A 19663-nucleotide genomic window follows, 5' to 3' on the forward strand; every position below is an offset into this window, starting at 1 on the left:
CCTCTCTCCACTCACCACTCTCCACTCACCCCAAATGCCGCGCAATGGGCGGGCCCACAAGCCGTGTGACTCCGTGGGGCAGGCGCCGCCACATCTGGATCAGCAGGCGGTAGCGCGGGTTGGCCGGACTCACGTCCGGAAGGGCCCGGGTCCGGTGGAGTACGTACTGGTAGGCCAGCGGTTCGGGCTCAAAGCCCCAATGCTTCTTGAAGGCGTAGGATCCGGTGCCTTTCTTGCTCCGACCGAAATCGAACCAGCGAAAACCCGCCAGGCAACTTCGGCGCATGAGCTCCCAGTACATGAAATCGTTGGGAGCCAGGTGCCGGTAGGCAAAGAGGGAACCCGCGTAGTAGGGCATGACCGCATCCCGCCAGAACAGGCTCAAGACCGCCGCCACGGGCACCCCCTGCCGGGTACGCACCACCAGGATCTGGGCCCTCCGGCCAAAGGCATCCAGGAGGTTTCGAAAGAGCCGTCGGGAAAAGACAGGGGTTCCCAGCCGGTGGTAGTTGGCGGCCAGGATCTGGTAGAACGTGTCCAGAAGATGGGATCCCGTCTCGGACCACAGCCCCCGCTTCATGCCCACCCGGACCATGCGCCGGGATTTCCTGGGGATGGCCTTCAGGTTCTGATCGGGATCGGAAGCCATCTCCTTTCGAAAACTCACATACAGATCCTTGGTGGGAAGGCCGTCCACAGGACGCCGGTTGCGAAGCTCCAGGTAGGCGGCATCCCGTCGGGCCACCAGAGCAGTGGCGTCATGGATGAGGACCCGTTCCACCTGGGGAGAATCGGCCAGCACTCCCCCGCTTTCAGCGAAGGGAACCGACAGGAAGTAGTGCCCGAAGAGGCGGCTTCGCATCTCGAAAAGCGGCAGCACCCCCACCAGGGCGGGGCTTTCGCCCACACGCCGGAACTCCTCCGCCACCAGGTAAGTACTGCGGTGGTCAAAAGAGAGCTCCACCATCTGCTTCCACGCGGTGGTGTGGAAGGGCGTTCCCCGGGGATGGGCGGCCACGTAGGCGTCCCAAGCCGCTCGGTCCGATGCCACGTAGTTTCGAATTTTCAGCATAGGGGGATGAGGGCTCCGATCAGGGCCCCAAGAGCTCCAAGTAGTCGGAACAGGAAAGAAAGCTGGAACGATCCAGGGCCTTCACCAACCCTTCCAGCTTGGCTTCGGTTCTTTTCAGGTTCACGTAGTGACGAAAGCGCCCCAGAACGTCCGGGACCGGGACCCGCGGTTGGCCCGAATCCAGCTCCCACGGGTGCAGGTAGAAAACATAGAGGCCGTCACGGCGCAGCATGTTTTGGACTCCGAGGGAAAAGATCTTCAGGGGCGCGAGTCGAAAGTAGCCCCCGCCCGCCCAGGGAAGCACTCGCCCGTTGAAAGACAGGTTGCTCACGGGGATCTCCGCCAAGCCGGTCGGAGTTTCATAGAGCCCGCCGCGCTTTCGAAAGGCGGCCAGATCCAGCCGGCCGTACCGGGGATTGGCTCCGAAGGAGTTGTAGCTGGAGTCGTAACGAAACCCCACCCGAGCCAGGATGTGGAGGAGCGCCGGAGAGATGGAAAATCCGGGAGCCCGATAGCCCACAACCGGTTCCCCCAGGACGTCTTCCAGCACGTTCCGACTTCTGCGGATGTCTGCTTCCAAGGCCCCGGGCTCCATATCCCGGCACAGGAGGTGTCCGTGACCGTGGGAGGCCACCTCATGGCCCCGGTCCCGGATCTCGCGTACCAGCCAGGGGATGCGCTCGGCCAGCCAACCCAGGACGAAGAAGGTGGCCCGGATCTTTCGGCGGTAGGTTGAGGCCGGGGTTCCTTTCAAAAAGGCTTCCAGGCGGTCCAGAAGGTCCAGAAGGCGGCGGGTGGCCCGCTCCACGCGCAGTTCGCAGCCACCCCAAGTGTGGGGAGGAAAGACCGACCGCAGGTTCTCCACCTGGAACCAGTCCTCCACATCGAAGGTGAGCAGCACCACCTTGCGGTGCCCTTTTCCCTTCCCCCCATCCGAGCTACCCACCTCACGCTTCACGATGTCACGTCTCAAAAGCTGATGGGCTTCAGCTCGGGCGAAAGGTTCATGCTGAAGTCCACCCCCACGCGGTTTTCGTGGGAGTCTTCTTCGTCCAGGTTGGAGTCGATGGTGCGGTGGGAAAAGCTGAGCGAGAGGCTGAAGCGGCGGCTGATCTGGTATTGCACGCCGACTCCGGCCAGGTAGGCGTTGTCCTTTCGCTCCGGGGTCTCATTCAGGTAGTCGTCGCGCCGGTAGGTCAGGTAGCTGGACCAGGAGATCTTCTTGGTCATGGCGTAGCGAAGATTCATGGTCGCCCCGTAAAAGGAGGAAAAGCCCAGGTTTTCCGTCCCAAAGAAGGCCTCCCGAAAGCCGCTCTGCACACTGAAACTGCCCACCAGCCGCCCCGCCTTCCACTGGTCCGCAGTGTTGTAGTTGAGGTTCAGGGTGAGGCCCTTTTCGTCCTCTTCGTCCTGGTTGTCCTGGAAGAAGTAGCCCACACCCACCGTGAGGCTGGATTTGGGGCTGAGCACATAGGTGCCCCCCACGGACGCGTGGTAGACCACGTAGTCGTCCCCGTCTCCCTCGGAATCGAGCAGGATCTGGGAATAGTCCACATAGGCGCTGAACCGGGGGCTGAAGGCCCGGTTGAGCCGCAACGATCCGTTCCACCGGTCGAAGTCCTCCGTGGGATCGTCCAGGTAGCGCGGGTCCGCATCGAAGGTCCCCCGCGTGTAGCCCCCCGAGGCGGCCAGGCTCAGGTGCGGATTGATCTGGTAGGTGATGCCCGCGGTGGGATTGTGCCGCATGCTGTCTTCTTCCAACCGGCTTTCATGTTCCGTGAGGGAATGGAGGTAGCCCAGAAAGAGACTGTGGCCGCGGCCGAAGGTGTGGGTGAGGCGCGCGGCGGCCGTGTTGGTGATGTAGGGTTTGCGGCCTTCCCGAAGGGTGGTGTCCGGCTGCAGCCCCAGCTCTTCCGGGCTGAGCACCGGCGGCGGTGTCTCCCCTTCCTCCGCCGGCCCCAGGGAACGGAACCGGGTCTCCCGCCGCTCCACCTCGTCCGTGTTGGGGTCTTCCGTTCTCAGGAAGTGGTCGTAGAAAGACAGGTGGGTGTTCTTGGTCAAGGAGTGCCAGGCGTTGAAATCCAGGCTGTGGCGCAACGTGTTGTCGTCTCCGTTCTTGGCGTAGAGGGCCGCCCCCGGCGCGTAGCTGAGCCGAAGGCCGTTTCGGCGCCCCGACACCTCGTAGGTCAGGCTGGGCGTCACCACCAGAATCCAGTCGGAGTCCGTATCGTTTTCCGTCAGGTTCACGTTGTCCGTGTATTCACCACTGACGGAGAGGTTGGGAATGATCTGGTGCCGGTATCCCGCCTGCGCCGAAACGGGCGCCACCGCGCATACGAATAGAGCCAACGTCAGCCCGAGCATCCAGCGTCCCATAGCCCCTCCTGTCCCCTGCGGTCAAAGTGAAGCCGTGTCATGGAACCACGATGGTGTCGTTGGGATGAATGTAGATGTTCTGTTCCGGCGATTTACCGTGTAGGATATCGTTGTAGTTGACAACCATCCTTTTTTCAACTCCGTTTTCCCGCCGCAGGATGACAATTCGCTTCTTATTGGCCCATTCGGTCAGCCCGCCGGCCCGGGCCAGGGCCTGCAAAACGGTGAGGTCCTTGATCAGGTCCTGCTCTCCCGGGGAATTGACTTCACCCACCATGTAGTACTTGTTGTTGGCCGAGCCCGTTACGATCACGCTCACCACGGGGCTTTCCAGATATTCGGAAAGACGATTCTGGATCTCCTTTTTGAGCTCCATGGGGGTGTGGCCCGCCGCTTGGATGTCATCCAGTAGGGGAAGGGAGATCATACCGTCCAGGCGCACCTGGGTCTGCCGGGTCAACTCAGGTTCCCGCCACACGTAGATCTCCAGGGTATCGCCTTTGCCGATCAGGTAGTTGCCCACATCGGGAGGCCGAGCCTCTTCGGGACCGGGCACCACCTCCCCGGCGTCCTTGGCTTGCACAAGGCCCACCGCCAAGAAGACCATCGCCGCCGCCAGTGCCGTGATCCATAATGTCCGTCTTTTCATGGGGTCCTCCTCATTGGGGGGGTGAATGCGTGAGGTGGGGAGGGGGCCCTGGCCGAAAGGCAGGCTTCGCCCAACTCGGTTCCAGGGCCTCCCCCACCGACAAAATCAACCGACTGACTCAAAAGCCTTTTGCGAAGCCGCTTTCGCGGGGACGACGGGAAGCGAGATCCCGCGATCCAACATCCACCCGTTAGCGGGCGCCTTTGCCGAAGAGCACGATCTGAACCGTTTTGAGAATCACGTACAGATCCAGAAAGAGCGACATGTGCTTGATGTAGAAAAGGTCGTATTCCAGTTTTCGCAGGGCGTCCTCCTCGGAGGCCCCGTAACCGTAATTCACCTGGGCCCAGCCGGTGATGCCGGGTTTGACCACATGGCGCTCGCCGTAAAAGGGGATCTGCTCCTTGAGACGGGCCACGAAGACGGGCCGTTCCGGCCTGGGTCCCACGAAACTCATGTCCCCCTTGAGCACGTTCCAAAACTGGGGCAGTTCATCCAGGCGCAGCTTTCGAAGCACGCGCCCCACGGGGGTTACCCGCGGATCGCTGTCGCTGGCCCAGACGGCCCCCGTCTGCTTTTCCGCGTCCTTCACCATGGTTCGAAACTTGACGACCACGATGGGCCGTTCGTACTGCCCCACCCGCTCCTGACGGAAAAAGACGGGTCCCTCGGACGTGAATTTCACGGCGCAGGCCACCACGAGCATGATCGGGGCGGAAAGCACGAGCCCGATGAGGGCGAAGGCGATGTCCAAGCACCTCTTGCCCACTGTCAGCAGTCGATGGCGCCGGAACCCTTCGGAAAAGATGAGCCAGCTGGGATTGGCCTTTTCCACGGGAATCCGACCGCTTAGGGCCTCGAAGAAGGAGACGCCGTCCAAGACCGAAATGCCCATCATCTTGCACCTGAGCAGGGCTCGGACCGGGAAGTTCCCCCGCCGTTCATCCAGGGCCACCACGATCCTTCGGATTCCGTCCTCCAGGGCCCTTTCGCACAACGTGTCGTAATCCCGGTAAACGGGGCAGTTCCACACGGGATGCCGGTCCGTGGCGGCCTGAGGTTCCACCAGGGCCCGCACCACATAGCCGCTGTCCAGGTTGCGGTTGATCTCACGGGCGATGAGATTCGCCATCTGCCCGTTTCCCAGAAGGAGGATGCTCTCGGTGAGAAGCTTGCGTTCACAGATGTACTGGTAGGCGAAACGCCAGGACAGGAGCCCGAACACCAGAAGAAAGAGGGCCAGGAAGAAGATCTTGTTGGCGATGATCAGCTTGGCGTCCATGGCGTAGAGGGCGGCGAGCAGAATGCAAGCGACCCCCAGGGCCTGCAGGAGACGAATGGCCAGCTCCAAGACGCTCTCGCGGGCCTTCATCTCGTAGAGTTCGTGATAATAGAGGCTCAGCTGCACCACCACCGTGGTGATCAGCATCCGCAAGGCCATGCTGTGACGGGCCCCCGACACCGGGTACCACAAATCCGAGGCCACGTGGGAGGCCACCAAGAGCGAGCCGAAGATGAGCCCCCCCTCGCCCAGGAAGAAGAGGAGATTCCGAATGGGAAAGTAGGTGTGAAAGAACTTGAGCATGAGCCTTCAGCCTCTGTTGGAAACAAATCTATTGATCGGCCTTTTCCCCGCCGCCTGTCGTGGATTGCTCTTCCCCTTCGTGCTCCCCGAACACACGGGTGTATTCGTATTTCCGGTAGACCTTGGAGCTCTTGTCGTAGTCGTTGAAGACCACTCCCAGCAGCTTGTCCCGGCGGATGCGGTTCACCGCGTTTCGAACGGCGTTTCGCGGCGTGCGACCCCGCCGGACAACCAGGATCACCGCATCCACTTCATTGGCGATCACGAAGGTTTCCGGCGCCAGTTCCAAAGGCGTACTGTCCATGACCACGAACCGGTCCTCGTAGCGGTCGCGAACCTCCCGAATCAGCCGAAGCATCTTCTCCGACGTGAGCAGCTCCGTGGGCTGGCGGGTGGAGTTTCCGCCCGGCAGGAGGGTGAGCTTGTGGACGGCGGTCTTTTTCAAAAGCTGATCCAGGGGCGTGTCGTTGGTCAGGTAGGTGGACAGGCCCTGGTGGCTGCTGTTCAAGCCGAAGATGCGGTCCAGACGCGGATACCTCAAGTCGCAGTCCATGAGCAGGACCCACTCGTCCAGGCCCTGGCTGATGGCGGCCGACAGGTTGGAGGCCACGTACGTCTTTCCGTCTCCCACCAGCGGGCTGGTGACCAGGATGGTCCGGGGCGGATCCCCCTCCATGGGGCGGACCAACACGGAACGCAAAAAGCGGAAACATTCCGCCGTGGGAGACCCCGGCTCTTCCAGGACCACCAGTCCTCCGGTGGACTTGGGCAGGCTCGGGGTGACCACTCTTTGTGGGGAAGGAACATCTTGTTTCGGGGACCGCTTGGCCCGCTCCAGTGCTTCGTAAATCTTGCCCATGATCCATCCTGTCCGCAGTGGGGTACATCCAATCCCCGTTTCAGGCCGCTTTCTTCCTGAACCTCAGGCTCCACCAACGACGTTTGTCGTCCTCGTCTTTCAGCCCGGGCAGGCTGACCAACACCCGGGTGTTGAGGTAGCTTTCCACCTCTTCCGGTCGGTAGAACCGAGGATCCAGGAGCTCCAGGGCATACGCCAGGCCGCCGCCCAGCCCCAAGCCCAGCACCACGGCCAGTGTCATGACCTTCTTGGCATCGGGTTCCACCGGCTGGGAAGGCGCGACCGCCGGATCCAGGATCCGGAACTGCTCTCCCTTTTGCCGCTTTTCCAGCTCCTCGGCCATTTGCGCGTCCAGCAACTTGGCCACCATGCTGGAATAGCGGGATCGGACCGTGTTGTAGTCCCGTAGGATATTGCCCAACTGCAGGCCCACGGCGGGCGTCTTTTCCACCCGTTCCCGGTATTGAGCGATCTGTTCCTTCAGAGCCGAAAGCTGCACCTCGTTGGCCTCCATCTCCTGACGCAGCTTCTCCAGTTGGAGCTCCAGAATCTGGCGCGGGCTCAACCGACCCTGCCCCTCCAGGTCGTCCCCCTGGACATAGACGCCCACCCGGGCCACCTCCTGGCGCAACCGCTCGATGGTGCGCTTCAAGGCGATGACGTCCGGATGTTTTTCCGTGTAACGAACGCGGGCCTGCTTGAGCTTTTCTTCCAGGGCTTCCAGCTGCTGAGCCTCCGGCGTCTTTTGGCGCTCGCCCGCCACGACGGCGGAGGAAGGACTGAGCCTGCCCGCCTTCAGGTCCTGGATCCGATCTTGCAACAGCAATTCCTGCTTTTTCTGCTCATCGATCCGCTGCTGCAGCGTGGTCAGCTCCTGCTGGAGCTGGTTCAGGATATTCAGATTGCTTTCCAACTGGTCCGGCAACATGCCCATGTGCTTTTGCTTGAAGTCCTCCACTTCCTTTTCCCGTTCGGCCAGATCCCGCCTGAGCTTCTCCACCTCGTTTTTCAAAAAGGCGGTGGTGCCCATGGCCATCTCTTCGCGCACCTTCAGATTCTGTTCGATGAACTGGGAGGCGATGGCATTGGTCACGGCCGCCGCCGTGGTGGGATCGTGCCAGCGGAAGGAGATGCGAAAGGACGATCCGCTTCGGTCCACGTTGATGCTGATCCGCGACCGCAGCTTGCCCACCAGGTCCGCCGTGGCCACGGCTTCTTCTTCCTTCTTAACGGCCGCTTCCTCGCCGTGTCGCCACGTGTTGATCTTGCGCCGGATCTTGGAGATCAGATCCTGAACCCGGTCTTCGGGTTTTCGGTAGAGCTTGAACTCCTCGATGATGCGCTCCAGGTTGGTGCGGCTGTTGACCTGTTCGGAGATGGTGCGAAGCCGGCTGGCCACATCCTGGGTCACCGTGGGGCGCACGTAGCCCGTGGGGATGCGCTGGGGCTCCACCAGAATCAGGGTGGAGGCCCGGTAGATCTTGGGAGAAACCTGGAGCACCACCAAGCCGACGGCGAGCCCCAGGAGCGTGGGGATGAGAATCCACCACTTGCGTCTCCAGGCCATGTCCACATACGGTTCCAAATCCAGTTTGGGCAGTTGCATGTCGTTTCATCCCTCTGTGGGTGGTCTTTGCCTTGGCTACAGACCGTAGGCCTTGATCTTTCCGAGCAGGCCCTTGTAACTCACCTGGAGCAGCCGGGCGGCGGCCTTCTTGTTGCCCTGCGTGTGCGCCAGGGCCTCTTCGATGGCCTTGCGCTCCGCCCTTTCCGCCACCTGCTGGGAAATCTCCCGAAGGGACCGGTGGCGTATGGATCGACGAAACTCCAACGCCGGGTCCTCTTCCTTCTCTCGAGCAGGGCCCCCGATCCGAGTTCGCTGAAGGCCTTCCAGGGCCAGGCTCTCGCTGCCCAGGGCCACCACGCTCTTGATCACGTTTTCCAGCTCCCGGACGTTTCCCGGCCAGTCGTGTTCCTCCAGCATCGAGCAAAAGTCCTTGGAAAGGGCGTGGGGTTTTTTGTCGTAGAGAAGGGCGTACTTTTCCAGGAAATGCTCCCGCAGAGGCCCGATGTCCTCCTTGCGCGCGCGCAAGGGGGGCAGGTGAAGCGTGATCACCTTGAGTCGGTAATAGAGATCGTTTCGGAAGCGCCCTTGTTCCACCAGCTGCTCCAGTGCCGCGTTGGTGGCCGAAATGATCCGCACGTTGGCCGTCTTGTTTTCCACGCTTCCGATGGGCGAATATTCCCCGTCCTGGAGCACCTGCAGGAGCTTGGCTTGCATGGCTTGGACCATCTCGGAGATCTCATCCAGAAAGAGGGTGCCCGAATCCGCCAGGTCGAACTTGCCCGGTTTGTCCCCCCAGGCCCCCGTAAAGGCGCCTTTCTTGTACCCGAACAGCTCGCTTTCCAGGAGCGAGGAAGGGATGTTGGCGCAGTTGACTTCCAGAAACGGCCCGGATCGGCGGGGCGAGTTGTTGTGGATGGCCAGAGCCACCAGCCCCTTGCCCGTTCCCGTCTCGCCGCCGATGAGCACGGTCAGGTCCGTGGCGCTGATCTTGGCGATGGTCCGACGGACCTCTTCCATGGCCGGGGAGTTGCCGATGAGGTAGGGCTCGCACAGGGGCCGCACAGAGCCCGTGTCCACGCGATTGGAAAGGAGCTCCCAGACACACCGGGTGAACTTTTCCGGGTGGATCGGCTTGAAAAAGACCGTGCAGTCCGCCCGCTTTTCGATCCGCCCCGCGGCGCCGTCTTCGCACTCGGCCACCAGCAGGACCCCCGGGGTTTCGCGTCGTCGCGACCGAAAAACGGCGGGAATCTCGTCCCGGGGTGCCTCCACCACGGTCAAGAGCGGGCCGGTCCTTTCCAGAAGGTCCCGATCCAGGTCTTGGCCCCGGACCAGCTGAGTCTCCACCCCCAACTGCCTCACCAGGCTGTTCAGGTAGAGCCCGTAGGCGCGTTGCTGTGCGCAGATAAGAATCGGCTTCCCCCTGGGGATGTCCATGGTTTTTGCTCTCGTGTGAGCCAAGGCCCTCATGCGCCGACGGTTCTGTGCCAAACCGCCGTCCCCTTGCCGTTTGCCGAGCGGGCCCCACCAGGCCCGATCCGCTGCACGGGTTTAAGCCATAATCGTGCCAACGCCCGGGTCGATCCACTTTTGTATGCTTTGTCAAAAGGTTACACCAGACCCGCCCCCTGGATCCCGGGCCCCCAGACCCCATGGTGCGCAAAACGGTGCACACAACATGCACCGTTTTGCGCACCATGGCCCGGTGATGGGAAGGAATGCATTGAAATGGCTGCCATTCTTGCTGATGTGGGGTTTTCCAAACCATGTGAAATGGTTTGCACGCCCTGTGCACCAAAAGTCCCTTGGTGGAGGAATTTCCTTGCATCCCGGAGCGCCTCTTGGCGGTGCGGGGTCGCGGTGTCCCCACGTCTCGGATCCCACTTCGGCTCCCGTTACTTTCCGAAATCTTTTCAGAATGCGCGCCCCGAACCGAACCGGGGCCGCCGCCTGGATGGAATCCTTGTTCATGGCACCTTACTTGCTAAGTTCTTTCCCCGATCTATGTCCAAAAATCTCCAGAAGAAGATCCGGGCGGCAGAAGAGAGGCCAGAATCTGCAACATCGGGGTGGAAACCGGGAGGAAGAGCGTGGGGGCGACCAATGGGGTGGCGGCAAGCGGAGCGGGCGGGGTCAAAGACAGGCGCAAGCATTTCCGGATCCCGGTTCGCCTTCCCGCCCACGTGACCGAGCTGGATGAGCACCAAAGCTATGCGGCCTCGCTCGTGGATCTCAGCCTTCGGGGGCTGGGTATCCAGTCGCTGGCGGCGCGGTCTCCCCAGCCCGGCACCCGAGTCTTGCTCGGGGTCGCCCTGAACGGCGATGTGGTCAACGTGACGGGAACCATCTGCTGGACGTCCCTGGAATTAAAGACCCCGGAAGACAAGCCCAGGTGTGGCATCCAGCTGGACGAAGAACTGCAGGCCCGGATACCGGTCCGTTACGCCATCAAGATATGCGAGGAATTCGACGGGGAGGTGGAACGAGCCAGGAGGCTGCGGGAGAGGTTCCCCCTGATCGCCCATGGCATCCGGGAGACCTATCCCTGGAGCCTGTGGGGCCGGGTGGTGGGCGCCCTTTCGGAAGCGGCCCAGAGCCACTGGGCCAGCTGTGCCGCCCGGGTGGAACTGAGCGCTTACCGGGCGGAAAAGCTTCGTTCCTCCCAGGTGGCGGATCCGGAGGCAGTGGATCGGATCGTGGAGGACCTGAAACGGACCGGATCCAACCTGCGCGCTCTCGCCACCATGTTCCGGGCCATACGCGATAAGCATCTGGCCCTGAGCCAAAACTCCGGCTACCTGGTGGATCTGGAGCAAGCCATTTCCGATTCCGTCAAAAGCCTGCAGGAAGCGCTGGCGGGCCTCACCGAGGCACCGCTTCCCGCCATCATGTATGAGAAGTCGCCCCTGCCCCTTGTGTTCGGAAAACACCGGGACTTTGTGGTCTGTTTCGACGGGCTCCTTGCCTTTTCCTTTCGAAGCGCCTTTTATAACAAGGGCTCCCGGATCCTGGTGCAGTCCCGAGTGGATGACCATCAGCTGATTTTGAGCATCTTAGAAGACGGGGCCCGGGCGTTGGATCGCAACCTCTTGGAGCTCACCCCGGAGGGAATCTTGGACCTGGAATCCTTCAGCCAACGGGACCTGCGAGCCGCCCTGTGGCTCTACTGCGCTCTGGTGGCCCTGGAAGACCACGAGCCCAGGCTCCAGGTGCGAAGCGAGTCGGGAAGAAATCAACTCCGGTTGGTTCTACCGCTCGAGCCTACCATCAAGAAGCCAACCCAAGCGACCCGCAGTTCCTGATGCTTCGACCGCCGTTTTCCCAGCCCCTTGCCGAGACAATTCTTTTTTTACGGACCCCATAGGAGAAGAAGAGAGGAAGAGATCCATGCGCCACATTTTTTCCATTCGCCATCGCCGGCACGTCCCCGATCGTTTTCGGGATCTTTCATCCGTAAGCGCCCCTCAGACGACAGGCGGACGGCCTTCACACGTTTCGGACCCCAGGCATCCCACAGGCCCCACCCCCCATGGCGGTTGTCACCCGTCCCGGTCACGACGGACCCTGACGGGCCTTTTGGGGCTGCCCGCCCTTCTGGTGCTCTTTTTGGCCTTGGCGGTGGCCGGTTGCAGCAGTTCGGAGCAGAAGTTTCAGGAACATTTCACCCGCGGACAGAAATTCTTCGACGAAGGCCGCACCCAAGAGGCCATCTTGGAGATCAAGACGGCCCTCCAGGAAAACCCCAAAGCCCCCGACGCCCATTACCTGCTGGGACAAGCTTATCTGAAGGCCAAGGATGTCCGTAACGCCTTCAAGGCCTTTCACCAGGCGGCAGCCTTGAATCCCGATCACGTGGACGCCCAGCTCAAGCTGGCCACCCTCTACACCCTGGGCAACCAGCCGGACAAGGCGCGGGAGGCCCTGAAGATCGTTCTCGAAAAAGAACCGGACAACGTGGAAGGACTCATCCTGGAAGGAGGGCTCCTGCTCCGGGAAGAGAAATATCAGGAGGCCATGGACACACTTCAGCGCGCCCTGGCGTTGGACAGCCGGAAGACGGAAGCCTCCATCCTGCTGGCCCGCTGCTTTCTGGCCACCGGCAAACTGGAAGAGGCGGAAAAGACCCTTGTGGACGCCGCCAAGATTGATGCCACCCCCCGCTCGCTCTACGCCCTGGCCCAGCTCTACGTGGCCCTGCGTGATGCGAAAAAGGCCGAAGACGCGCTCGTGCAAGTGATTGAAAAATTCCCCAAGCAGCCCCAGCACGACCTGAATCTGGCCCGGTTCTACATCCAGCAGAAGCGCTTTGAAGACGCCGAACGGGAGCTCCTCCGGGCCGTGGAGAAGGCGCCGGATCAGCCGGCCTACTACACCACGCTGGCCGCTTTCTATGTCAGCCGGTCCGAACCGGAAAAGGCTGAAGAAACCCTCCTGAAGGCCGTGGAGCAGGCCCCGGACAAGGTGGAACCGCGCCTGGCATTGGGACGGTTCCTGGCGGCCAAGGGCGAAACGAAAAGAGCCCTGCAGGTTCTCCAGGAAGCCCGAAACCAACATCCGGACGACCTGCGACCGTACCGCGAGTTCATTCGCATCTATTACGACCAGGGACGTTTGGATGAGGCCCTGGCGGAGATCCAGACCGTCCTGGAAAAGTCGAAAAAAGACGCCTACGCGCGTCTCATGAAGGCCCGAATCCTGGCCAAGAAGCGCCAGTACCGGGAAAGCCTGGACATCCTGAGCCGGCTTCTCAAGGATGAACCCAACCTGGCCGAAGCCCACTTTGTGAAATCCATGTGCCACATCTCCCTGGGTGAAGAAAACCTGGCCCGGGAGGCGCTGGAAAAGACCCTCAAGCTGGCACCCGGCCACCCGCGGGCCAACATGACCATGGCCGAGTTTCTGCTTCGGGATGGCAACGTGGGCGAGGCGCGAAAGCACTGTGAAGAGGCCCTTCGGCGGGCCCCCCGCGACATCCGAGCCCACATGCTTCTGGGTCGCATCGCCCTGGCGGAAAAGGATCCGGACGGAGCCGAGAAGGCCTTCAGGAAGGTCCAGGAACTGCAACCGAACAACCCTGCGGGATACATGGCCCTGGGGGCTCTTTTTCAAAGTGAAAAGCGCCTGGATGACGCCCTGAAGCAATACGAAGCGGCCTGGAAAGTGGCGCCCCAATCGTTTCCCGTGGCACGAAGCATCGTACTCGTGCACATCCTCAAGGGCGAATACGACAAGGCCGCGGCGTTTTGCGACCAGAACCTGGCCGATTTGAAAGAGCAACCGCAGATCAAGGCCGCCTACCTGGCTCTCAAGGCCGCCGTCTTTCTGGCCCAAAAGGACCTGGCGCAGGCAGAATCCCTTTACCAAGAGGCCCTCAACTACAGCCCGGACTGGCCCACACCCTACCTCCACCTGGCCCGGATCTACACGGCCACCGGCCGACTGGACGAAGCCATCAAAAGTTACGAGGCCGTGGCGGCCAAGCGCCCCAAGTTCATCGGGGCCCTCATGAGCCTTGGGATACTCCACCAGACCAAGGGCGAAGCTGAAAAGGCCCAGGACTACTACGAGAAGATCTTGCAGCTGCGACCCGACTTCGCGCCGGCCGCCAACAACCTGGCGTGGTTGCTGGTGGAACAGGGGGGCAACATCGACAAGGCCCTGACCCTGGCCCAGATGGCCAAGGAGAAGATGCCGGACGATCCCGCCGTGGCCGATACCCTTGGCTGGATCTACGTGCACAAGAAAGCTTATGGCAGTGCGATCGCCCAGTTCGAAGACGCCTTGGCTAAGATTCCCGACAACCCCTCCGTGCGCTATCACCTGGCGGTGGCGCTGGCTCAAAAAGGCGATAAGGAACGGGCCCGCAAAGAATTGGAAAAAATCCTTGCCAAAGACACCCGTTTCCCGGAAAGAAAGAAGGCGGAGGAGCTGCTGGGGCAGGTGAAAAGCTGACCCCCGGGCCTTTCAGGAACGGACTTCCAAGAAAACCCCGTCATGCGCGGCCGCGGCCTCGTGATGAAAAGGCCGCGGTCCCGTGATGGGAAAAGCATCGAGGGGGGCGGGTTCGGAACCCGCCCCTAAGGCGGCCTGGCCAGGCCGGCAGCACAAGCCCGCTTGGTCGTTCCAACCTCACGTCTCTAAAAGAAAAGAACAACCTGGGCGTTCTGGAACAAGCTTAGAAAAAACGGCCCATGGGGCGTTTCCTGCCAGGTCATGGGGCGATGAGGGCTCTTTCCCGCGGGGTTGAAGCCCTGGGGCTACAAAAAAATGGAACCGGCCCCTTGATCATGAAAGCCCTTGTGGGGCAAAGTGTTGGGAGACGGCCTGAGCGTGAAGGGGCTCTGTACGCGCAGGGACCAGCCAGCGGGTCGGCCCAACAGACCGTATCCGCAGCACGGCTTTAGGTTCCGGAACCCTTTTTCGCACCAGATCCTGGGATCCTCGGGCTAGAGTCGGTTCGACGGCAATGGTGCCCCGAGCCGTTGCGTCCACCCAGAAAGAGAGCGTGCCCCGTGGCCGACACACTTCCCCCCAACGGAATAGAGCGGCGCCGCACCATCCGGATCAAGCGGTCGGGACTGCTCCAATGGAAGCTGGACGACATCGATCGGCCGTCCATCAAGATCGCAGAAACGGTGGACGAATACGAACAGGCGTTTCGCCTGGTCCACGACACCTACCTTCGGACGGGATATCTCAAGGAACCCAAGCCCCACGGCATGCTCTTCGGCATCCATTCCCTGCTTCCGGAAACGGTTGTCTTCGTGGCCAAGTCCTATCTCACCGTGCTGTCCACCCTCACGGAGATCTTCGACACCCCCTCCTTCGGCCTTCCCATGGACGTGATCTATCGCAAGGAACTGGACGAATTGAGAAAAGAAGGCCGCAAGATCGTGGAGCTTTCGGCCCTGGTCACCCCACCTAAGCTTCGGTGGAGAAACCTGTTCATGCTCCTGGCCCAGGTCATGTACCAGTACTCCCAGTACCGGGGCGTCAACGACCTGTGCATCGCCGTAAACCCCAAGCATGTTCGGTTCTACAAGACCATCTTTCTCTTTGAACCCCTTGGTCCCGAGCGCCACTATCCCCGAGTGGACGCTCCGGCCGTGGCGCTTCGCGTGAACATGGACGACATTGCGGACCGGCTCAAAAAAACCTACGATTCCCTGGAGCTGGATTGCAACCTCTACGCCTATTTCCACCAAATGACGGGGTTCCTTCCGCAAAAGGCCCAGGCGGACCTTCCGGCGGAGAGCTCCAAGCCGGCCGGCCCGCCGGCTATGAACGGCCGACGCGCCCAGGTGGTGCGGCACTTTATGGAACTGGATCCCGCTCTTTTCCAGAACCTCACCCCCGAACAACAAGCCTACCTGCACGAGAGTTATCCCCAGATAGACATGGCTCCCTGGGCCTGACCGGGCCCCGTCGAACCACCAAATACCTTGACATCGCCCGTGGATTCTGTCAGTGGAGGGCAGGTTGCGGACCTCATCCCGCCGCTTGCAACGAGAAGCCACTGCTGTGCCTTCCCAAAGGAGAATCCCATGATCATCAAGCCGGTCAAAGACCGCCGCTTGACTCTCATACGAAGAAGCCGGCTTCTTTCCTTCGAGCCGGACATGGACGATCGGCTGCGCATCAAATGGGCGGATACCGTGGAAGAACGGAAGGCCGCCTTTTCCGTGGTGCACCAGGAATACCTGCGACTGGGTTACCTCGAGCGCCCCAATCCCACGGGCATGCATTACGGACTCCATCACGTGCTGCCCACCTCGTCCACGCTCGTCCTGAAAAAGGCCCATGAAGTGGTCGCCACGTTGACCCATGTGCTGGACACCGACCTTTACGGCCTTCCCATGGACAAGCTCTACCGGGACGAGATGGACGCCTTGAGAGACAAAGGCCGACGACTGGCCGAATTGAGCGCTCTCGCCACGCGCCGGGACTTCTGCTGGCAGCGGCTCTTCATGATCCTGTGCCGCGCCGCCTACCATCACGCCCTGGAAAAGCGCGTCACGGACCTATGCGTCATGGTCAATCCCCGACATGTCCCGTTCTACAAAAAAGTCTTCCTTTTCGAAGACTTGGGTCCTGAGCGCTACTACCCGGTGGTCCAGGCGCCGGCCGTCGCTTTGAAGGCCGACCTGGAAACCATCGCCGATCGTTTGCGGGCCGCCTACGGCCACCTTCCCCCGGAAGCCAATGTGTATCGCTTTCTCACCGGATCGTGGGAGGACGCCACGGGCTGGAGGCAGGCGCATCGCACCCTGGGAAGCCCCAAGCCCTTGGAGCGGGAAGAAATCCGGTGGCTCCTGTGCCAGGACCCCTGCTCCCTGGCGGACCTCACGCCGTTGCAGCAACGAAACGTCATCTACCTCTGCCCGCTTCCCGGTCGGCTCCACTGAAGACCGCTCGAACACCACGCCAAGCAGGCCCGGGACTGCAGGGTTTCCAGGTGCCGCTTGCCGTCACGTGCCCGCCCGGATATGATGCAAGCATCGATCCGATGGACATCCTGGGATCTCCCATCCGCCTCCTAGCCCCTTAACAAGGAGTGTTCCCATGAGACGGCCACCATTTCTTCGCAAACGCCCCCTCTGGGTGTGCGGGGCGATCGTCTTTGCCGTCCTGCTGGGCGTTGCAGCCCTGACGGTCGCCGCGGCAGGTCCCGTCAACATCAACACGGCCCATGCCGAGCAGCTTCAGAGCCTTCCCGGTATCGGCCCGGCCATCGCCCAACGCATTGTGCAGTATCGGCAACAGAACGGATTGTTCAAACAAAAGGAAGACATCCAAAACGTTCGAGGAATCGGCCCCAAGAAATACGAGGCCATCAAGGACCTGATCACGGTCAAATAGGTTGGAGAATTCCCGCCGATGGGAGATTCTTCCAGGATGTCGCACCACCGCTGCGGTCGACGGCCGGCCCGTATCATCCGCTGAGGTCATAGCTCTTCCGCCTGAGATGGTCCACGATGCGAAAGAGCTGGGCCAGGGTGGTGGGATCGGCCTCGGGCCCGGGGTGGCGCACGGTGGGGGTTCGAAAGACGCCCCGGTGCACCAGGATGTGCTTTCTCAAGGACACCCCGATTCGCGGCTGAAATTCGAAGCGGATGAGGGCCGCCATGTCATAGAAGAGTTCGACCGCCTTCTCCAAGCACCCCGTTCCACCTCCTCCATCGACTTCAGGGCGAAGGTGTTATACTAATAAGAGCCAGCGAAACGGGTTGATCATAAGCCGCCCCGGATAAACGGAGATTGTCTCCTACAAAGAATTGGGAGATCATAATGCAAATAGGAGTCAGACATGAAATATCGAGTCATCATCGAACAGGATGAAGATGGAGTGTTTGTAGCGGAAGTACCTTCTCTACCTGGATGTATTTCTCAAGGAAAAACACGTGTAGAGGCCTTAAAAAATATTCAGGAGGCAATAGAAGTTTATATTGAAAGCCTGAAGGCTCACAATGAACCTATTCCACCCTCCATAGATGAAGAAATTGTGGAGGTTGCAATGTGAGCACGCTTCCACAAGTATCAGGGCGTGAGTTGGTAACAGCTCTTTTACAAATAGGGTATGAATACGACAGACAGAAAGGTAGCCACATAATTTTACGACAAATTGCATCTCCCCATCGGCGCGTTGTTGTTCCAGACCACCGTGAAGTAGCAAAAGGCACATTGCGGAAGATCATAAGGCAGGTTGGATTAACTGTAGAAGAATTCAAAAATTTATTATGAAACCAACACGCACCCAACAAATAGCGCCACCTGACCGAAAATGCCAACTCATTTTCGGCAGCTGATCGTGCTCGTTAAACAAAAGGAAGACCTCCGGAACGTTCAAGGAATCAGCGCAACGAAATACGAGGCCATCAAGGACCTGATCACGGTCAAATAGGTTGGAGAATTCCCGCCGATGGGAGATTTTTCCAGGATGTCGCACCGCCGTTACGGTCGACGGCCGGCCCGTATCATCCGCTGAGGTCGTAGCCCTTTCGCTTGAGATGGTCCACGATGCGAAAGAGCTGGGCCAGGGTGGTGGGATCGGCCTCGGGCCCGGGGTGGCGCACGGTGGCGGTTCGAAAGACGCCCCGGTGCACCAGGATGTGCTTTCTCAAGGACACCCCGATTCCCGGCTGGAATTCGAAGCGGATGAGGGCCACCATGTCATAGAAGAGTTCGGCCGCCTCCTCCAGGCGCCCCGTCCTCACCCGCCGGTAGAGTTCCACCAGGAGCTCCGGGAAGGCGAATCCAGTCATGATCCCCACCGCGCCCCGTTCCAACTCTTCCAGGGCGTATAGACCTCCCAGGGCGCCGAAAATCTTCAGGTCTTTTCCGGCCCTTTTCCAGACGGCCTCCATCTTGGGCCCGGTGGGCGGATCTTCCAGCTTGACGTACTGAACGCGTTCACATTCCCGGTGCAAGCGGGCCATGAGGTCCACGGAGATCAAGATGCCTGTTTCGGCCGGATAATCGTGGATGATGATCGGAAGGCGCACGGCATCGTGGACCCGTTGGTAGAAGGCGAAGAGCACCTCTTCCTTTTGGACGGGTGGCGGCCCCACCAGCAGGGCGTCGGCACCCAATGCCTGGGCCGTCAGCGCCTGGGTCACGGCCAGATCGGTGGCCGGAGCCCTGACACCCACGACCAATCCCTTGTGAGAAGGAAGAGCACGCCGAAAGGACTCCACCACCGAACGCCGTTCGGCCTCACTCAGCTTGTGGCCTTCGCCCAGCGCGCCCAGAACAGCCAGGCCCTGCACGCCCTTTTCCATCATGAAGTGCGTGAGCCGTTCCACGCTTTCCAGGTCCACTGCCCCGGTCTGCCCGAAAGGCGTGGGCACGATGGGATAGATACCTTCCAGAACCACGCCGTCCTCCCTTCTCAGGAGTCCGCCGCAAGGGCGATCGTTCGCCTGCGGCCCATAACGTGGGCCCAGGGCCCTTTCGGCCGCACACGGGCCCCGGTCGCCCTGCGGCTGCGATCTCCCCTGGCTACATCCCCACGGCTCGCACCTGATAGATCCCGCGGCTCATGGCCACCACCTCACCGGTGGCATCCAGAATGTCCGCCTCGATGACGAATTCCGCCTTCCCTTCCCGGTCGGCTTCTTCTTGAAGCCTCTGGACCTCTTCCGGACTCAGCCGCACCTCAATGGTGGCGTCGGTCTTGACGGGCTGCTTGTAGCGGATGGTGATCTCCTTGGCCACCGGATAGTACTTTTGGGGATCGAAGGTGCTGTAGACCACCGCTCCCCCCGGAATCTCGGCCAGCGTGAAGATGGCCCCCGCATACATGGTGCCCACGTGATTTTCATTGCCCTCGAAGGGCATCCTGAGCTTCACGTAGCCGGGCTTCAGTTCCAGAACCTGGAGACCCGCCCGGGCCACGAACGGAATGGCGGTCTCCACCTGCTTTTTGACCATGTCCATCATGTTTTGCATGCTTTCCCCTCCTATAAGTAGTGTGGGTCGCCCGGACGTATGGACCAGGCGGTTTGTGGTTGGTTAAGTTGTCCGGGCCACGGCGTCGGGGACCAGGTCGTCATGGT

General features: G+C 60.9%; 18 protein-coding genes. 7 read left to right on the plus strand and 11 right to left on the minus strand.

The features are described from left to right. Positions 1–25 precede the first annotated feature (25 nt). From B9A12_RS13065 to B9A12_RS13100, 8 genes are all read right to left on the minus strand, one after another. Positions 26–1072 carry a FemAB family XrtA/PEP-CTERM system-associated protein gene (locus B9A12_RS13065; protein ID WP_084058546.1) on the minus strand — a complete coding sequence of 349 codons (1047 nt, stop codon included), beginning with the start codon at positions 1070–1072 and terminating at the stop codon, positions 26–28. Between the two features lie 19 nt (positions 1073–1091). After that, positions 1092–2030, minus strand: coding sequence for a DUF3473 domain-containing protein (locus tag B9A12_RS13070; protein ID WP_212636941.1), 939 nt, complete (start codon positions 2028–2030; stop codon positions 1092–1094). An 11-nt stretch (positions 2031–2041) separates the two neighbouring features. After that, a complete protein-coding gene (locus B9A12_RS13075; RefSeq protein WP_084058548.1) occupies positions 2042–3448 on the minus strand; it encodes an outer membrane beta-barrel protein in 1407 nt (468 codons plus the stop codon). Between the two features lie 37 nt (positions 3449–3485). Beyond that, entirely contained in the window at positions 3486–4097 is a 612-nt protein-coding gene (locus B9A12_RS13080) for a polysaccharide biosynthesis/export family protein (protein ID WP_084058549.1), read from the minus strand. Positions 4098–4287: 190 nt separating this feature from the next. Next, positions 4288–5682 (minus strand): TIGR03013 family XrtA/PEP-CTERM system glycosyltransferase, encoded by a 1395-nt coding sequence (locus tag B9A12_RS13085; RefSeq protein ID WP_084058550.1) that lies wholly within the window; start codon positions 5680–5682, stop codon positions 4288–4290. Positions 5683–5710: 28 nt separating this feature from the next. Next, positions 5711–6541: a CpsD/CapB family tyrosine-protein kinase gene (locus tag B9A12_RS13090; RefSeq protein WP_084058551.1), complete on the minus strand. Its 831-nt coding sequence runs from the start codon at positions 6539–6541 to the stop codon at positions 5711–5713. Between the two features lie 40 nt (positions 6542–6581). Then, positions 6582–8147 carry a GumC family protein gene (locus tag B9A12_RS13095; protein ID WP_084058552.1) on the minus strand — a complete coding sequence of 522 codons (1566 nt, stop codon included), beginning with the start codon at positions 8145–8147 and terminating at the stop codon, positions 6582–6584. A 36-nt stretch (positions 8148–8183) separates the two neighbouring features. Continuing rightward, positions 8184–9545: a sigma-54 interaction domain-containing protein gene (locus tag B9A12_RS13100; protein ID WP_170920600.1), complete on the minus strand. Its 1362-nt coding sequence runs from the start codon at positions 9543–9545 to the stop codon at positions 8184–8186. A 653-nt stretch (positions 9546–10198) separates the two neighbouring features. Here B9A12_RS13100 and B9A12_RS13105 point away from each other — a divergent pair. The 5 genes from B9A12_RS13105 to B9A12_RS13125 all read left to right on the plus strand — a co-directional run bounded on the left by B9A12_RS13105 (position 10199) and on the right by B9A12_RS13125 (position 16967). After that, positions 10199–11410 carry a PilZ domain-containing protein gene (locus B9A12_RS13105; protein ID WP_170920601.1) on the plus strand — a complete coding sequence of 404 codons (1212 nt, stop codon included), beginning with the start codon at positions 10199–10201 and terminating at the stop codon, positions 11408–11410. A gap of 85 nt (positions 11411–11495) precedes the next feature. After that, positions 11496–14060 (plus strand): tetratricopeptide repeat protein, encoded by a 2565-nt coding sequence (locus B9A12_RS13110; RefSeq protein WP_084058555.1) that lies wholly within the window; start codon positions 11496–11498, stop codon positions 14058–14060. A gap of 560 nt (positions 14061–14620) precedes the next feature. Continuing rightward, positions 14621–15523, plus strand: coding sequence for an N-acyl amino acid synthase FeeM domain-containing protein (locus tag B9A12_RS13115; protein ID WP_084058556.1), 903 nt, complete (start codon positions 14621–14623; stop codon positions 15521–15523). A 129-nt stretch (positions 15524–15652) separates the two neighbouring features. Continuing rightward, positions 15653–16513, plus strand: a complete 861-nt coding sequence (locus tag B9A12_RS13120) for an N-acyl amino acid synthase FeeM domain-containing protein (protein ID WP_084058557.1) — start codon at positions 15653–15655, stop codon at positions 16511–16513. Positions 16514–16670: 157 nt separating this feature from the next. Then, positions 16671–16967: a ComEA family DNA-binding protein gene (locus B9A12_RS13125; RefSeq protein WP_084058558.1), complete on the plus strand. Its 297-nt coding sequence runs from the start codon at positions 16671–16673 to the stop codon at positions 16965–16967. A 73-nt stretch (positions 16968–17040) separates the two neighbouring features. Here the strand turns inward: B9A12_RS13125 and B9A12_RS13130 are convergent, their stop codons facing one another. Continuing rightward, on the minus strand, positions 17041–17265 hold the full coding sequence (locus B9A12_RS13130) for a hypothetical protein (RefSeq protein WP_084058559.1): 225 nt from the start codon (positions 17263–17265) through the stop codon (positions 17041–17043). Between the two features lie 150 nt (positions 17266–17415). On the opposite strand from B9A12_RS13130, the gene B9A12_RS13135 reads away from it, so the two are divergent. Then, the gene (locus B9A12_RS13135; RefSeq protein WP_084058560.1) at positions 17416–17628 is read left to right on the plus strand and encodes a type II toxin-antitoxin system HicB family antitoxin; all 213 of its coding nucleotides are present in this window, start codon (positions 17416–17418) and stop codon (positions 17626–17628) included. Then, positions 17625–17849 (plus strand): type II toxin-antitoxin system HicA family toxin, encoded by a 225-nt coding sequence (locus tag B9A12_RS13140; RefSeq protein WP_084058561.1) that lies wholly within the window; start codon positions 17625–17627, stop codon positions 17847–17849. The genes B9A12_RS13135 and B9A12_RS13140 overlap by 4 nt, the downstream gene beginning before the upstream one ends. A 233-nt stretch (positions 17850–18082) precedes the next feature. Here the strand turns inward: B9A12_RS13140 and B9A12_RS13145 are convergent, their stop codons facing one another. Both B9A12_RS13145 and B9A12_RS13150 read right to left on the minus strand, forming a co-directional pair. After that, positions 18083–18982, minus strand: a complete 900-nt coding sequence (locus tag B9A12_RS13145) for a dihydrodipicolinate synthase family protein (protein ID WP_170920602.1) — start codon at positions 18980–18982, stop codon at positions 18083–18085. 124 nt (positions 18983–19106) lie between these two features. Continuing rightward, on the minus strand, positions 19107–19556 hold the full coding sequence (locus B9A12_RS13150) for a PaaI family thioesterase (RefSeq protein WP_084058563.1): 450 nt from the start codon (positions 19554–19556) through the stop codon (positions 19107–19109). Positions 19557–19663: the final 107 nt, after the last annotated feature.

The organism is Desulfacinum hydrothermale DSM 13146 (assembly GCF_900176285.1).
In the GTDB taxonomy this organism is placed as follows: domain Bacteria; phylum Desulfobacterota; class Syntrophobacteria; order Syntrophobacterales; family DSM-9756; genus Desulfacinum; species Desulfacinum hydrothermale.

Excerpts from the sequence above, each read along its gene's own strand:
- B9A12_RS13065 (WP_084058546.1), bottom strand. The coding sequence starts at position 1,072 with ATGCTGAAAATTCGAAACTACGTGGCATCGGACCGAGCGGCTTGGGAC.
- B9A12_RS13075 (WP_084058548.1), bottom strand. The coding sequence starts at position 3,448 with ATGGGACGCTGGATGCTCGGGCTGACGTTGGCTCTATTCGTATGCGCG.
- B9A12_RS13080 (WP_084058549.1), bottom strand. The coding sequence starts at position 4,097 with ATGAAAAGACGGACATTATGGATCACGGCACTGGCGGCGGCGATGGTC.
- B9A12_RS13085 (WP_084058550.1), bottom strand. The coding sequence starts at position 5,682 with ATGCTCAAGTTCTTTCACACCTACTTTCCCATTCGGAATCTCCTCTTC.
- B9A12_RS13090 (WP_084058551.1), bottom strand. The coding sequence starts at position 6,541 with ATGGGCAAGATTTACGAAGCACTGGAGCGGGCCAAGCGGTCCCCGAAA.
- B9A12_RS13095 (WP_084058552.1), bottom strand. The coding sequence starts at position 8,147 with ATGCAACTGCCCAAACTGGATTTGGAACCGTATGTGGACATGGCCTGG.
- B9A12_RS13100 (WP_170920600.1), bottom strand. The coding sequence starts at position 9,545 with ATGGACATCCCCAGGGGGAAGCCGATTCTTATCTGCGCACAGCAACGC.
- B9A12_RS13110 (WP_084058555.1), top strand. The coding sequence starts at position 11,496 with ATGCGCCACATTTTTTCCATTCGCCATCGCCGGCACGTCCCCGATCGT.
- B9A12_RS13120 (WP_084058557.1), top strand. The coding sequence starts at position 15,653 with ATGATCATCAAGCCGGTCAAAGACCGCCGCTTGACTCTCATACGAAGA.
- B9A12_RS13125 (WP_084058558.1), top strand. The coding sequence starts at position 16,671 with ATGAGACGGCCACCATTTCTTCGCAAACGCCCCCTCTGGGTGTGCGGG.
- B9A12_RS13135 (WP_084058560.1), top strand. The coding sequence starts at position 17,416 with ATGAAATATCGAGTCATCATCGAACAGGATGAAGATGGAGTGTTTGTA.
- B9A12_RS13150 (WP_084058563.1), bottom strand. The coding sequence starts at position 19,556 with ATGCAAAACATGATGGACATGGTCAAAAAGCAGGTGGAGACCGCCATT.